Here is a 16,341-nt window from a genome sequence, read left to right on the forward strand (position 1 = left end):
GGGATTAGTATGGGTTCAGTTAATACAAGAGGCGGTTTAATCTATTTAGATTTTCGCTATAAAGGGCAACGCTGTAGAGAATACACGAAGTTGCAAGATTCAACGCGAAATAGAAGTCGAGCACAAAAATTACTGAAAGTTATTGAAGCTGAAATTACAATCGACAAGCTTGATTATGGTAAATATTTTCCAAACAGTAAATTAAAAGCTCACTTTGATAACATAAGTGAAAATACGCGACAATCAAAAGCGTATTTTGATGCACCTGACTCACCTAAGTTTGAAGAGTTTACTCAAACATGGTTAGCAGAAATGAAAATTGAGTGGAGCAAAGGGCATTACAATGACGTAGAAGGGGTGTTAAATAAGTATTTACTACCTACGTTTGGGAATAAGAAGATCAGCGCCATCAATAAAGGTCAAATACTGCAGTTTCGTTCCATCCTCGCCAAAGTACCGGGACGAACTGGTGGATTTTTAAGTCCATCACGCATTAACCATATCATGACTCCGCTAAGAGTACTGTTAAATGAAGCCGCTGATCGATATGACTTTACCTCACCATGGAAGAATATTAAAGCATTAAAAATTGGTCGAACAGAAGTTGATCCATTTTCACTAGGAGAAGTCGAAAAAGTCCTTAAAAATGTACCTGAAGAATTCTATGCCTATTACGTCACACGCTTTTTCACAGGAATGAAAACAGGTGAAATTGATGGATTAATGTGGGATTGCGTAGATTTAGTCAATAAAACCATTACGGTAAGCCAAAGTTACGTAAGAGGAGAAGTCACAGGGCTTAAAACAACGGGTTCGTATCGTGTCATTCACTTAATAGATCGCATAGTTGATGCATTAAAAGAGCACAAACGTACGGCATATATGAAGGACAAATTTGTATTTACTAATAGTAAAAGGAAGCCGTTAAATTATCAGGTTGTTTCTCGTTCAGTTTGGTACCCTGCATTAGTAAAAGCAAAACTGCGTCCAAGGAACCCATATCAAACTCGTCATTCATTCGCGACTTTATTATTAGCTTCAGGAGAGTCGCCAGAATGGATTGCAAATCAAATGGGACATACAACAACAACGATGTTATTTCGTGTTTATTCACGCTATGTACCCAATTTAACACGACGGGATGGTAGTGCGTTTGCCGCTTTTCTATCAATGGGAGGGGAAGTATGAATTATTCACCATTAGCAGTCCACTGTACGAGTTTGTGTTTTGATGTTATTCAAACTGAGCAATTTAAAACACTGACCCATAGTGAAATCGATGGTTTTCGTGAAGATGTGTATGAATTAGTAAAAGAACGAAGCTTATTATGTCCTAGCCAATATGGTAGAGAGCATCTGTTCATTAGTCATGTTACCGAAGGTATTATTGTAGTCTTAAAGCAATGTCAACGAAGTCGAAGTGCAAGAGATGCGATTTGGATTTTATCGGCATTAGAATCTAGGATTGATATTTCAATTAAAACTATATTTCATTGATCTCTTATTTGAATAGCAATGTGCATATTTTGCACATTGCTATAATTGGAAATAGAATTATTTAGCGTCTGTCACTATATGTAATTGATTTATGGTATGTTATGTATGTATCTGTAACTTTAGGTGAATTCGTAACATGGCAAATTACAAAAATATATTAATCGCTGTCACTGGCGCAAGCCCTCAAGTCTTAACTGAAACCATTTATGCCCTTCATGCTCAAGGGAAGCCCATTCCTGAAGAGGTCTATGTTATCACCACTGAAAACTCCAAACAGACCTTAATAAAAGGATTATTTGATGAAGGTCAGTGGAACCAGTTACTGCATGATTACGAACTACCTTCTATCGCATTTACCACTGAGCACATCTGGTTAATCGCAGACAGCGAAGGTAATCCCTTATATGACGCTAAAGGCATTGAAGACCAATCCATTATGGCAGATTTCATTACTGCTAAAATCGCCGCTCTTACTTCGAAAAAAGATATTGCTATTCATGCTTCTATTGCTGGTGGACGTAAAACTATGGCCTTTTATATGGGTTATGCGATGTCGCTTTATGGTCGAGAGCAAGATGTATTAAGCCATGTATTTGTTGATGATGTGTTTGAATTTGTCAGAGATTTTTATTACCCAACCCCAAGTGATCATTTCATTCAGGGTAAAGAAGGTAAAACGGTTAACGCCAAAGAAGCGAAGGTGACATTAGCTGAGATCCCATTTGTGCGAATGAGAACACAAATAGAGAGTAATTTACTTAATCAAGTAGACGAGCATTCCTTCTGTAAAACCGTTTCTGCCCTAAACAGCACCAATACCGAGCAGGTTAAAGTGCATATTTCAACAAAAGAGAAAGCCGTTGAAGTTGCTGGGATTAAAATGGAAATGACGGCTAAAAAGCTAGCGATCTTCTTATTTTTTCTTTTTCAAAAAGAGCGCAAAGCAACATTAGATCGAAGTTTTGAAGATAATAAAAATAACACGGTAAAATATCTAGAGATCTTAGACCATATGCCTGCCGATGTACGTCTTTATAAGACCATGGGTTTAGAGGATGAAGGCGAGTGGCGTCAACAGCCAATCGATGAGTTAAAAGAGCTAGATAAAGATTTCATTCGTCAATCCCTTCATGGATTACATACGACATTAAAGAAAAATCTTGTCCCTGAATTGTTCAATAAAATAAAAGTCCATTCTGATGGGGCAAAATCAGGTGCAACTTATCATATTGATAAAAATGTGGTTTTTATTTGTAATGGTGAAGAGCTGCAATAATTAGAATATTACTCTCATTTTCACAAGCTTATAAACCCCACTCAATTCAGCAACTCACCTACTATGTCTCTCAACGAAACGGATAATCATTGAGAGGCAATATCATGTGCAAGCAAACCAACTACAGCAAATACCAAAAGCGCGTTATTAAGTTTCTAAACGATCTGCTTGGCACTGATACGCCTTTTTCCTATGAAAGAGCCAAAAACAACCATCTAAAAGTTCTGATTGATGGTGTACCAAAGCCAATCTACACAGGCTCAACCCCATCGGATTGTAAATCCATCAACAACTTTATGGCAGAAGTAAAGCGAGAGCTTAAAGCAAGCAAACTAGAGTCAGAAGAAGTTCTTAAGCCAGCGAAAGTAAAATTAACAGACTTCATCAAGCAATCTAACGACAAGCTTATCCAAAGTAGCGTAAAGTCGTTACGAACACGTATTACGACACTTAAATCACAAGAAGAAACTTTAGTTTTAGAGACTAAAAGCATCGAGAGTGTGAGTACCAAACGCGTAGAAGTTGTAAAACACGCCATCAGTTATGCGTTACAGGCTCGTAAGCAAGGCGCATACATTAAAGCAAAAGAAATGAGTGAGATAGAAAAGACAGTGATCACTCATCTTAACTTTATGCTGCCAAACATGGCGTATTATGCCGAGTTGCTAGATAGCAAAACCAAATACCAAGAGAAACAGGAAGAGCAAATTACTAAATCAGCGCTTGTAGAAGAAAATGTATTATGCAACAACGTCGTACAGCTAGAAGACAAAGCAGCCAAAGAGCTGATTCAAGATAGTGAACCAATGGCTAAAACGAAAACCCCGCAACAACCAGTGAGTACAATGATGAAAACAACGAGTAAAAGCAGTGACTCGGCCACTGATTTAATGGCAATGTCGGCTAATAATCGGGTTAGTCTGTTACGCAACTTAACCAAAGCCCAGGCTTTACTGTTAATTGAGGATATTAATCAAGCCATGGCAGCAAACCGAGAAGAGGATATCGAAGCCGTTGTTAACCTAATTCGAAATAAAGATCTGCCACTAGAAGCGATTATTTCACGTATGGAAGCAGCATAAAAAATTAATTGTAAGGTGCTAGTTTATTAGTGCCTTTATATATTAATTGTTTTAATTGTCGCTTATTTGTTAATAATATAATTTATAAATTCATTCGTTGAGTATACTATACCATTAATGTACAATGTGCTCGAAAATTCATCTATATACCAAACGAGACTATGACTAATTTCCTTGCTTCTATTATCGCTTCATTCTCTGCTGAAACCATATCTAATGCTTTTATCTATCTAATTCTAGCCTTATTGGTTATTTCAGTTGTTTTAGCTATTTTAGGTAAAGCAGCTCGATTTACAGCTAGCACAACAAATATTCTTACCTCTTTAGGTATTCTAGGAACATTCGCCGGTATTGTTGTCGGGTTGATGGACTTTGACCCTCAAAATATTGATGGCAGTATCGAGTCTTTATTAGCGGGGCTTAAAACTGCATTTTTAACTAGTCTAGTAGGTATGGCTGGTTCAATTGCTTATAAAGCAATACTTGGTGCTATTCCACAAAGGCATTCAATAGAAGAAAAACAAGTTGGCCCTGAAGAAATTTTTACTGTCATGTCACAACAATTAAAAGCGTCCAATGAGCAACTCAATGCCTCAAATGAGCTTTTATCTGCAATTAAAGGAGATGAAGACTCATCTCTTACTTCACAAATTAAAAATTTAAGAACAGATATTAATGATGGTCAGCGCGCGTTAAACGATCATTTTAAACAAACTAATGAACGTAATGATGAATTTAAGAATACACTCTGGCAGAAGATGGATGAGTTTGGTGAGTTGTTGTCTAAATCTGCCACAGAACAAGTTATCAATGCATTAAAAGAAGTTATTGTTGATTTTAATAATAATCTTACAGAGCAGTTTGGTGAAAACTTTAAGCGACTTGATGAATCAGTAAAAAAATTAGTTGATTGGCAAGAAAACTATCGTCAACAGCTTGAAGATATGAGTTCAAAATATCAATTAGGTGTAGATGCTATTTCATCAACTGAAAAGTCAGTAGCAAGTATTAATGAGCGAGCTGAAGCAATTCCAGCCACAATGGAGAAACTACATCAAGTAATGGAACTTGGTCATGGTCAAGTGACTGAACTTGAACATCGTTTAGAAGCCTTCAAAGACCTGCGAGATAAAGCAGTTGAAGCAATGCCACAAATTCGAGAGCAGATGGATAACACAATGACTGTCATTGGTGATTCAGTGAAAGCGGCATCAAGCCATTATGAATCTATGCTTCAAGAATCACAAAATATCATCGATAATTTCAGTACCACAGCAAATCAAAGTGTAGAAAACATGCGAACCAACTTAGAAGCTGGTGCAGATCAAGTATCAAGTAAGTTGATTGAAAGCTCTCAAGAACTTGGCGGTAAGTTGGCTGAGGCATCTTCAGATATTCAAGATAATGTATCTACAGCATCAGGAGCATTACAAAATACAGCTTCATACCTAACAGATACAACAGAGCAAATAAGACAGCATCTAGAAGATTCAATAACTGAGCTAAATAGTCAACTTCGAGTTCTTGTAGCAGATATTAAAGACGACGTTAAAGAAACGGGCAGTGTTCTAAAAGAAGCTAACAAAGAGCTATTAACGAGTACTCGTGAAATTCAAACAGAAACAACAACAGCAATCACTAAACTGCACGATCGTTTGGAAACTACATTAGAAGATGTATTCCAAGTACAAGCTCAAGCTGTTCGACGCACCTTTGATAGTTTAGAAGATCAAATTACAGAAGCAGTAGGAAAAACAGGTAACGCAGTTGAAAAGCAAGTAGAAGTACTAGATCACCAAATGCAGCAAGAGATTAATCGAACCATGAATGAAATGGGTGAGGCATTAGCGACAATCACTCAGCAATTTACACGTGACTATCAGAAACTAGTTCGTGAAATGAATAATGTTGTCACTAACAGAGTTGCTTAATCATGGATAAACTATTTGGTTCTTCAAAACGTCCAAGTGACAGCGGCGAGCATTGGATGTCTGTATCAGATTTGATGGCAGGCTTAATGATGGTGTTTCTTTTTATCTCTGTTGCTTTAATGCGCGATGCAATGGTTGAACGTGACAAAATAAAAGAAGTAGCAGAAACTTATCAGCAAACCCAACAAGCAATTTATATTGCATTATTAGCAGAATTTGAAGTCGATCTTAAGCAATGGGGAGCAGAAATAGACCGAGAAACATTAAGTCTTAATTTTACAGCTCCTGACGTATTATTTGCTAACGGTAAATCTAGTCTTACGAGTGATTTTCAAATTATTTTAGATGATTTTTTTCCTCGTTATTTAGATGTTCTTGAAAGTTATAAACCAATAATCCAAGAAATTAAGATTGAAGGTCATACGTCAAGTCGTTGGAACCACGATTCAAGTGATTACGAAGCTTATTTTAAAAACATGCGACTATCGCAATCTAGAACGAGAGCTGTTTTAGGTTATGTAATGACATTAGATAGTGTTCGAATAGAACATTATTCTTGGGTTAAAGGAAATGTAGCCGCAGTGGGGTATTCGTCTTCAAAACCAGCCTTAAAAACAAATGGCGATGAAGATGAAAGTCGTTCACGTCGAGTGTCATTCCGAGTTATAACTAATGCGGAAGAGCAAATCCGTAAAATCTTGGATAATGTATGAAGCTGACTGTAACGTTTAGAGGCTTAAAATCTGCGATAAACTTAATGGAACCGGAAAAGAAAGGGGACTTTAATTTAGCTTATACAGAAACGAATATCGAAAAACTTGATTTAGAACTAGCATCAGGTAAAGACGTTGAGCTAAAAGATGTCGATATTGAATCTGGCTTATTAAGTTACAAGGGCAGGCATGTAACCTTATACATCAAAGCAAATGGTCCTAGTGCACGTTTTCACGTAGCAGATTGCTCTACATTAAAAAGCATGCGAGCAAATGGACGTTTTGAGCGCTACGTTGTAACAAATGATACCTCTGGTGAATTTTTAGTATCATCTGGTTATGGTGAAACTAAGGCAAAACTGAAAGTGTGCCAGAACTGTTTGAAACAGCTAAATTATAAAGGCTGTAAAACGGGTGAGTCAATATACCCTATTGTGCAACAGTTCGATATGAAGGAGTTTTTTACGACTTATAGTTCATTCTTTCCACACATGCCAAGTCGTTCGGCTGAAACTGCCAAAACAGATTACACCGAAGATTGGGCAAAAATTTCATCGCATTATCGTGTAGAAAAAAACTTTACTTGTGAAGAATGTAACGTAGAACTCCGCTCTCATCGTATGTTACTGCATGTACATCATGTTAGTGGTGTTAGATCGGATAATCGACCTAATAATCTAAAAGCGCTATGCATTGATTGCCATAGTAAGCAATATAACCACGATCATATGACCCCAAGTCATGGTGAAAGACAATTAATAAATAAATTGCGTCAAGAGCAAGGTTTGTTAGATGACTTAGGTGACTGGAAACAAGTATTTGATTTTGCAGATCCTGGTGTTCATGGTGTTTTGTATGCATGTCGCCAAGAGCGTTATCAATTACCTGAAGTTGGTTATTATATTGAAGATGATTTTGGTGATATCGGCGCGAAAGTTGAGCTTGCTTGGCCACATTTAAAGTTCGGTGTTGCTATTTCTCAAAATGACATCGACGATGCAATGGGGTGTGGGTGGCAAGTGTTGAATATAAATGAATTTCTTGAAGGTTATAAGCAAAATGCTCAAAACCTAAGAGTTCAGAACAATCGCTGGTAATTGATAATGAAATTACGCTTAGATGAAATAATAGAAAGAATAATTACAATCAACCATGCTTGGAAATTGTCACGAGATGAATTTGGCAATGATTTTGTTGCTACTAAATCATTTAGAGATACAAAGTCATCATTGCAAAGTACCTTGCTGCGAGAATTTCCAAACGATGTTTATTTAGTCCAAGCCACAGATAGTTCAGAGCATGGCGAATCAATGTATAGCGTTAGGTTAACTCAGCCAATAAATATCAATGGTGTAATACGAACTGACGTAGAACACTTACCAGCACGAATAGCAGAAGATTTATTTTCTTCACTTGAATTACAACAATTAATTAAAAATTAGGCCTATTATGATTCAATTTATAATCAATTTATTTAGCGATACAGTTACTGCAATCATCATAATAAGCATTTTGTCTTGTTTTTCCTTCTTTTTGTATCGAGAGTGGAGAACCAATGCGAATGAGAAAAAGCGTTTAAAAGAAATAGCAACAATTGCGTCTCGCCATAATAGTGAAAATATAATGGCTTCTGCATTATCAGAGAGTGAACTCGTTTGGGTTACTGACCACTTAGTTTATGAAATAGAAGAGGACTCTTTTATTATTGAACGCAAGAATGGGATGTGGCTTTCTAAGTCACCAATTACTCAAATGCTTCCTGCATATGACGTTAGTCGTTATAAATTAGTACCCGCACTATTAACCAGTATCGGTATTACCGGGACATTTTTGGGCATCACTTTAGGCTTAAGTGAATTCAATATGGCAGGAGAGTCAAAAGCCCTTCTTGCTTCAGCTGCTCAATTATTAGAGGGGATGAAAACGGCATTTTATACATCTTTAGCTGGCCTTTCTTTGTCTGCTGTATTTATGGCGGTAATGAAAATATCTTCAAGTTCAATAGCTAAAGCGCAAAACCAGTTTACAGTAGCGATAGCAAAGCAATACCTTGAAGCTAGTCCTATCATGTATTTAAAAAATATCTCCAATGAAAATCAACAAGAAGTGATAGATGCACAACTAAAATCAGCACAAGTAATGGAATCTCTAGGTGGTAGCATGAATGCTGTTGTTGGGCAGCTATCATCATTAAGCCAAACTTTTAATGGTGAAGTAATAGCAACAACCATTTCGCGAGCGGTAACAGAGTCACTTGAAACACAAATGACGCCAGCGTTAGAAGGAATTAGAACTGAGCTTGCCACGCTGAAAGAAATTAAAGAACAGAATCAAAAAGAGCTTGTCGAATTAATGATCGGTGAAATGAAAATCCAATTAATTGAGCCAGTTGTTAAAGAGCTAGAGAAAACCTCTAATGCAGTAGAAAGAAATAATGAAGTTTCAGAATTACTAAACAGAAACGTAGAAAATGTAATTACTCGTACAGCAGAAACCGTTGAAACCATAGATAAATTCCAACAAGAAACCATGGTCAAACTACAAAGCTTTGCTGAGTCGTTAAAAGATATCTTAAGTAGCTTTAAAGAAGATACTCAAGGAGCAATGGGAACGATTGCTCAAGAAATTCAATTAATGCTTAACAGCGCAACGGAAGGGATGGATAAACAGCGTATTGCTTTTGAAGATAGTTCAAAAACGGCAGCGTCAGCATTTGAAGGCATTAAAGAGTCTATGGATAATGCCCTGTCAGATCGCCAACAAGCAGAGCAGGCATTATTTAATAACGTAGAAAACCGCATTGCTTCATTATTAAAAGAATCTCAAGAGATATTTGATAAGCAAACAAAAGTGCTAGAAACCGTAGGTGAAGAAGCTAGCGGTTTAATGAGTAGCGCCAAAGATGAGTTGATTTCAGGCCTTGGTGATATCGATAAAAAAGTAATCTCAATGTCCCATACTGTTCAAACAGAACTAGAAGTATTCCGAGAGCAATATCAGCAGAATCTAACAAGTTACTTCACGCAACAGAATAACCTTTTAGAAGACAGCTTAGGTAAACAACGCGATGGTCTGAATGGAGTTGTAGATAACTTCCGTAAAGTATTTGAAAGCGAATATCAAACTCGCCACAACTTACTTCAAGAATTAACAGCGCAACACACTGAACTACAAAAATCGGCAAAAACAATTGAACAAGTTGCGAAAGCAATTGGGTTAAATGAAGCGTCTAAAATGGCAGAGCTACAAGATGCAGCCCAAACGATGGGACGTGAAATTGGTCAATTAAAGAAAGAGTATTCAAAAGCAGCGGCGACGTTTAACGATGTAACTGAAAATCTTCCTAAAGCAATGGATGAATACTTTACTCGCGCAAATCAAAGCTTCGAAGGCTTCTTTACTGATTTTGATACAGCAGCAAGTTCAATTCACAATAAACTCTCACAGGCAGCTGGTTACTTAATTAATTCGCAGGTACAGCGTCGTGAGTTTGAAGAGGATGATCGTAGAGCTAAAGAGGTTAATGCCTAATGCGCGGTTTACGAAGCGTTCCTCATAGTGCAGATGCTGAAGAGTCAGGAGTCTGGCTCTCTATCGGTGATTTGATGTCAGTGCTATTAATGATTTTTGCATTGCTATTAATCAGTGCATTAGTGCAAATATCAGAAGTGCATGAAAACAGTCAAAATACTCGAGTCGTTATTATCAAAGGAATAAATGATGCACTTCAAAGTTCGGGAATTGAAGTGCAAGCAGACAGTGAAACTGGAGATATCTCAATTCTTGATTCGATCTTGTTTGATCGAAATGAATATAAATTGAAAAAATCGGGTGAAGCTTTTTTAGAGCAATTTATCCCTATTTATTCAGATGTGATCTTTCAGTCACCAGAAACGACAAATGAAATATCTCGAATAGTGATTGAAGGACATTCAAGCTCTGAAGGCAGCTTTAATCGTAATATGGAACTGAGTGTATTACGAGCTAACAGTGTAACGGCATTTGTGAATAGTATGCGATTTGAGCATAAAAAAGCGTTCTTTAATAAAACTGTGATTTCAGGTCGTGGTCCTATTGAAGCTGATCAAACAAAAACAGATCCCTCAGATCGAAAAGTTAAATTCCGCTTTCAGTTTAAAGATGAGCAGTTTTTAGGCTATTTTTCAGAGGTAGAGAAAGTTGAGTAATAAAGGCTTTACGTTCAATCAACCATCGCTTCCGGGCTTAAATAGTATTGATAGAATGCCATTTGATGATTTCTTTAATATGGGAGAGGGGGTAAATAATTTACCGAGCTTCCCCCCTAAAAGCATACGAGAAATTGTTCGCTTAGTTGATATGGGGAAAAGTGATGAGATTTCCATTCTAGAATGGTTAGATGTTATTGAGAATAAACACCAATGGGAACTGCTTAATAAAAATGAAACTAATGATGCTTGTCGTGCTATATGGCTAGCAATTTGTACCAACGTTTCATTGGGTGATATCGCTTTCTTTAAAGTTGCGCTAGCATTGGATAATCGTCAAACTTCTTTGGTAACAGAACTGATTGATAGTATGGAAATTGTACGTCATGTGTCTAAACTCAATCAGCTTAGTAAAGATAAAATCGAATGGTTGGTACTTGTTGCAGAAAAAGACTACCGATTAATTGCGCAACAATGTTATTCAGCCAATATTACTCCTATGGGAATGATACGCAAATTGCGCCTGCCAAAAGCCAATACATACCTAAAACAATTATCGGAAAACTTAGTCAAAACAGTCTCTTCGCAGTTAATCACTCGTTCTGAACAATGGTTAGAGAAATGTTTTAATGAATTGATAACAACAAAAGAAAAAGAGATATTTTGTGAAGCCGCGATTCATCATTTTTCAGATTATAATTACGGAGTTGCGATCAAAACTCTCTTAGAAGAGCATTGTCTACCAATGAGTGAGGATACTTTTTGGTATGACTTAACTGAATCGAGTAAGAAGATCCTACGTAAGAAATTTGATATTTCTAGTTATTATGAATTGAAAATGATCTCGAGAACGTTAACCAGTGATGATGGGATAAAAGAACTTGAGTTTGAAGAACATGAAGCCCGTCAAATTCACAGTCGAACTATGTTTTGGTCAAATTATAGCTCTCGATTTAATCGCATAAGAGGGTTACTACCGCATACAACTTATGATTATATGCAGGTGTCAGGTCAGCAGTTATCAGCTCAAATAGAACCATTTGATTCAGACTGTGAAGTGTTAATCTTTGAATTAGATAAAATAATAGCAGTTGAGTTTTTACGCGGAGAGTTAAGTGAAACGCGTTTCTTTAAAAATAATGAATGGAATGCTAAGCGACTGTTTGAGTCAAAAGAACTGAGCATTGATGCAATTCGAGAAATATCGCAATTGGAAGTGCATGATCACATTACTTCTTGGCAATATTTTTGTGAGAAATTATTAAGAACTAAATTTAAGCTGCTACCAAATGATAATATTCCTTATTTCAAAGGATTACCTCCAGCAGTAAATAAATACAGCTCAATAACTGGTTTGCCAATGCCAGCTCAATCTTATTTAGATGAACGAGCGGCAAAGCTTGAACGCTGGGTAGAACTATTTTGGAATGCTGAATTTAAGACGTCAAAATACGGTGAACAATCAGGATTAGAACAAAAGAGTAATGTATATTTATCCAAGGCTCATGTTGCTCAACAATTAGGTAAATCTGAAGACCATGAGTTCTATATTAAAAAATCTGCAAATCAAGGTAACCCTGAGGCAATGAACCAACTCGGTCAAATACTACTGAAAAATGCGGATGTGAATTTACGACGTCATGGAGAGCGTTGGGTTGCAAAAGCTGCCATTAATGGTCATGAGAAAGCACAAAGTTTAGTAGAAAAATTTAATATCGAGATGGAACGTAATGCTGAGTATTTTACACAACGTCTGAATGTTCAAAAAAATAAGATGTCCCAAGGTCACTACAAGTTGGAGAAAACTCTACAATTGGCCTCTTTTAAAAAACTCAGTATTTTTGATTTGGAAAGAAAATTTCGTTTTATAGAGCATAATGTAGGAGATTTAATTGTTATGTTGGAAGAGTTAGAATCTCGCAGTGATAAAACAGCCATTGAATTTAGACGAACAGTTAGTGAGCGTCTTGACGATATTTTTAATTCATTTTATTAATTTGTAACTTATGTCAGTGAATTGCGTGGTTAATTCGTTGTATTATAGAGATAAATCATACAATGAATAATGAAGTGTTGGTTAGTATCTATGAAAAAATCAAATTTTGAGTTCTTAAAAGGCGTCAATGATTTCATGTTCACGATTGCTCGTGCAGCAGAGAAAAACTATCCTGATGATCCAAACACAACCTTAGTGAAAGCTCGAATTTTTGGTGAAGCAACAGCAAAGCACCTCGCCAAGCTGTTAGATATAGAAGCCCCTGATAACCAACATGATCTTTTACGTGAGCTTGGAAAAATTCCATTTGTTGATGACACCATCTTATCGGTTTTCCACAAGCTTCGTAAAATTGGTAACCAAGCGGTACATGAATACCATGATGACTTACAAGATGCAGAGATGTGTCTTCGTTTAGTCTTCCGCCTTGCTGTTTGGTATTACCGATTAGTTACCAAGCAATACGATTTCGCAGCACCACAATTTAATTTACCAAACGCCGAAAGCAGTGAACAATTTGAGCAAGAGCTGCTGTCATTAAAAGAAGCCTTAGCTGAAGCTCGTCAAAGCGAAACGCAAACTAAAGCAGAAGTCGCTGCACAAAATGCCAAGCTAACAGCATTAAATGGCTATATATCTGTTCTTGAAAGTAAGCAAGAAGAGACAGCAGAGCAAACCGAAGATCGAATTAAAGCACTGCAAGCTCAGCTAAAAGAAAAAGACGAAGAAATTGCCAAGAAAACAGAAGCAGAGCGTAAAGCGTACAAAAAGCAGATCACCGATCAAGCCGCCTCACGCTCGTTGGATCTCAGCGAAAGTGAAAGTCGCTACCTGATTGATAACCAACTGAGAAAAGCAGGGTGGGATGCCGACAGCAAATTACTTAGCTTCGCTAACGGTACTCGGCCACAAATCGGTCGAAATATAGCGATTGCCGAGTGGCCAACAGGCAAAGATGAAACGGGTAAAACAGGCTTTGCCGATTACGTTCTATTCATTGGTCTAAAGGCCATTGGGGTTATTGAAGCAAAAAAAGCCAATAAAGACGTAGTGGCAAAATTGAGTGAGGCTTATCGCTACAGCAAATATTTTGATAACGATTTTTTACGTAATGAATTACAGCACGCCGCCAATGATCAAACCGCACTTGATCTAATTGCCGAGTCATTACCAACCTATTTACCAACATGGTCTGACTCATCCAGTTCAGAGCCGTATAAAATTCCATTCTGTTTTTCTGCTAACGGTCGTGCTTATCGCTCAGCAATAAAAACCAAGAGTGGAATTTGGTATCGTGATGTTCGTCATGCCACAAATATGCCAAAAGCCCTACCAGAATGGCACAGCCCAGAAGAGCTACTTGCCAAACTAGAGAGCGATAACCAACACAACAACCGTTGGTTTAGTGATAATGCCGACATGAGCGATCTCGGTTTGCGTTATTACCAAGAAGAAGCCGTAAAAGCCACAGAAGAGGCAATAACCAAAGGCCAACAAGACATTTTACTTGCCATGGCAACAGGCACAGGTAAAACACGTACCGCCATTGCCTTAATGTATCGTTTAATTCAATCTCAACGCTTTAAACGCATCCTCTTTTTGGTCGATAGAACCTCATTGGGTAAACAAGCGTTAGGTTCGTTTGAAGACACTAACATCAAAGGCGACACGTTTAATAGCATTTTTAATGTAAAAGGGTTAACCGACCGTTTCCCTGAAGACAGCACCAAGATCCACGTAGCAACAGTTCAATCACTGGTAAAACGCACACTACAAAGTGACGAGACCATGCCTGTTGGCCGTTACGATTGCATTATTATTGATGAAGCCCACCGAGGGTATATTCTTGATAAAGAGCAGACCGAAGGTGAAGAAAAATTCCGTAATGAGTTAGATTTTATCTCCTCATATCGCCGCATTATCGATCATTTTGATGCAGTGAAAATTGCACTAACCGCAACGCCTGCACTGCATACCATTGATATCTTTGGTGGCGATAAGAAGCAGCCAGTGTACCGTTACAGCTATCGAAAAGCCGTGATTGATGGCTTCCTAACCGATCAAGAGCCACCAATCCGCATCATCACCAAATTGAGTGACGGTGGCGTGTATTTATCGCAAGGCAGCGAGGTTCAACGTTTATCAAACCAAGGCGAGTTAATTAACGACACCTTAAATGATGAACAAGGCTTTGAGGTTGCTGACTTTAACCGAGCCTTAATCGCCTCCAACTTCAATAAAGTGGTGTGCGAAGAGTTAGTGCACCATATTGACCCAACCAGCCCGCAAAAAACCTTAGTCTTTTGTGTGAACAACACCCATGCTGATGCGGTGGTGGAAGAGCTGCGCACCGCGTTTAAAGCCAAATACCCACAATTAGAGCACGATGCAATCATCAAAATCACGGGCGATTCAGATAAAGACGCAAACAAAGTGCAATCGATGATCACCCGTTTTAATAAAGAACGCCTACCTAACATAGTAGTTACGGTGGATTTATTAACCACAGGCATCGATATCCCAAGTATTTGTAATATCGTCTTTATGCGTAAAGTACGCAGCCGTATCTTGTATGAACAAATGAAAGGCCGAGCTACGCGTCTGTGTCCAGAAGTAGGTAAAACCTCATTTAAGATCTTCGATGCGGTTGACTTATATTCTACCCTGCAAAGCGTAGATACCATGCGTCCAGTGGTGATTCGTCCAACGGTGGATCTACAAACCTTAGTCAACGAAATTACCGATTCAGAAACCTATAAAACCATAGAGGCGGACGGACGCAGTTTTGCCGAGCACAGCCATGAGCAGTTGATAGCAAAATTGCAACGCATCACCAGTCATGCTCATTTTAACCGTGATAAATCCAAAGAGATCGAAGCACACATCAAACGCTTTGATGAATTGTGTATCGACAACGCAGGGTGTGGCTTCTTAGGGCTTGCCAAAACGCTCAAAGAAAAAGGGCCAAAATGGTCAGCGGAGATCTTCAATGCTTTGCCAAACATGGTAGGGCGTTTAGAGCAACTGAAACTAGACATTAATGAACTGCGTGATATGCCGATCTTCACAGATATAGAAGATGCGGTGATCAAAGTCGAAACCCTGTATGGCGAGCACAAAAACGCCGACGATTTTTTAGACGCGTTCGATGCCTTAGTCACACGTTCAGCCAATCAACAAGACGCGTTAGACATCATCATCAACCGTCCACGAGATTTAACACGAAAAGGCTTATTAGAGCTGCAAGAGTGGTTTGATGCCCAAAACTTCAATGAACCGACGCTAAAAACCGCATGGAAAGAGAGCAAAAACCAAGACATCGCCGCGCGATTAATTGGCCACATTCGTCGTGCCGCCATTGGGGATGCGTTATTGCCGTTTGAGCAGCGAGTCGAAATAGCGTTAGACAGAATAAAATCAAGCAAAGAATGGCAACCCGTTCAACTGCAATGGCTTGATCGCATCGCCAACTCAATAAAAGACAAAGTGGTGTTGGATGACGACACCTTCAAAACGGGTAATTACAAGCGTAGTGGTGGCAAACGTAAGCTAATGAGCGTCTTTAATGATGAATTAGACGGCATACTGCTCCAGTTTAATGAATATATGTGGGATGAGCCTGCGTAAAACTGTAGTATTTCAAAAAACGGAGATAACGAA

Annotated in this window: 12 protein-coding genes; all 12 read left to right on the plus strand. The window is 38.1% G+C overall.

The annotated features are described in order from the left end of the window. Window positions 1–9: 9 nt before the first annotated feature. The 12 genes from F8B77_RS04210 (at window position 10) to hsdR (ending at window position 16,308) form a co-directional block, all read left to right on the plus strand. Complete coding sequence (locus tag F8B77_RS04210; RefSeq protein WP_151654001.1) at window positions 10–1,188, plus strand: Arm DNA-binding domain-containing protein; 1,179 nt, start codon at window positions 10–12, stop codon at window positions 1,186–1,188. Further along, window positions 1,185–1,496: a hypothetical protein gene (locus tag F8B77_RS04215; protein WP_151654003.1), complete on the plus strand. Its 312-nt coding sequence runs from the start codon at window positions 1,185–1,187 to the stop codon at window positions 1,494–1,496. The genes F8B77_RS04210 and F8B77_RS04215 overlap by 4 nt, the downstream gene beginning before the upstream one ends. A gap of 136 nt (window positions 1,497–1,632) precedes the next feature. Then, entirely contained in the window at window positions 1,633–2,772 is a 1,140-nt protein-coding gene (gene csm6, locus F8B77_RS04220; protein ID WP_151654005.1) for a CRISPR-associated ring nuclease Csm6, read from the plus strand. Window positions 2,773–2,876: 104 nt separating this feature from the next. Beyond that, window positions 2,877–3,854: a hypothetical protein gene (locus F8B77_RS04225; RefSeq protein WP_151654007.1), complete on the plus strand. Its 978-nt coding sequence runs from the start codon at window positions 2,877–2,879 to the stop codon at window positions 3,852–3,854. Between the two features lie 161 nt (window positions 3,855–4,015). After that, on the plus strand, window positions 4,016–5,785 hold the full coding sequence (locus tag F8B77_RS04230) for a hypothetical protein (protein ID WP_151654009.1): 1,770 nt from the start codon (window positions 4,016–4,018) through the stop codon (window positions 5,783–5,785). Between the two features lie 2 nt (window positions 5,786–5,787). Then, window positions 5,788–6,498: an OmpA family protein gene (locus F8B77_RS04235; protein ID WP_151654011.1), complete on the plus strand. Its 711-nt coding sequence runs from the start codon at window positions 5,788–5,790 to the stop codon at window positions 6,496–6,498. Next, window positions 6,495–7,595, plus strand: coding sequence for an HNH endonuclease (locus F8B77_RS04240; protein WP_061004446.1), 1,101 nt, complete (start codon window positions 6,495–6,497; stop codon window positions 7,593–7,595). Before F8B77_RS04235 ends, F8B77_RS04240 begins: the two co-directional genes overlap by 4 nt. 6 nt (window positions 7,596–7,601) lie before the next feature. Then, window positions 7,602–7,940, plus strand: coding sequence for a hypothetical protein (locus F8B77_RS04245; protein ID WP_061004448.1), 339 nt, complete (start codon window positions 7,602–7,604; stop codon window positions 7,938–7,940). A 7-nt stretch (window positions 7,941–7,947) separates the two neighbouring features. Next, window positions 7,948–10,029: a chemotaxis protein gene (locus F8B77_RS04250; RefSeq protein WP_151654013.1), complete on the plus strand. Its 2,082-nt coding sequence runs from the start codon at window positions 7,948–7,950 to the stop codon at window positions 10,027–10,029. Further along, complete coding sequence (locus tag F8B77_RS04255) at window positions 10,029–10,685, plus strand: OmpA/MotB family protein (protein WP_061004452.1); 657 nt, start codon at window positions 10,029–10,031, stop codon at window positions 10,683–10,685. The genes F8B77_RS04250 and F8B77_RS04255 overlap by 1 nt, the downstream gene beginning before the upstream one ends. Further along, complete coding sequence (locus F8B77_RS04260) at window positions 10,678–12,681, plus strand: EH signature domain-containing protein (RefSeq protein WP_151654015.1); 2,004 nt, start codon at window positions 10,678–10,680, stop codon at window positions 12,679–12,681. Before F8B77_RS04255 ends, F8B77_RS04260 begins: the two co-directional genes overlap by 8 nt. 90 nt (window positions 12,682–12,771) lie before the next feature. Beyond that, entirely contained in the window at window positions 12,772–16,308 is a 3,537-nt protein-coding gene (gene hsdR / locus F8B77_RS04265; protein ID WP_151654017.1) for a type I restriction-modification system endonuclease, read from the plus strand. Window positions 16,309–16,341: the final 33 nt, after the last annotated feature.

The organism is Aliivibrio finisterrensis, from assembly GCF_008933155.1.
Taxonomy (GTDB): Bacteria; Pseudomonadota; Gammaproteobacteria; order Enterobacterales; family Vibrionaceae; genus Aliivibrio; species Aliivibrio finisterrensis.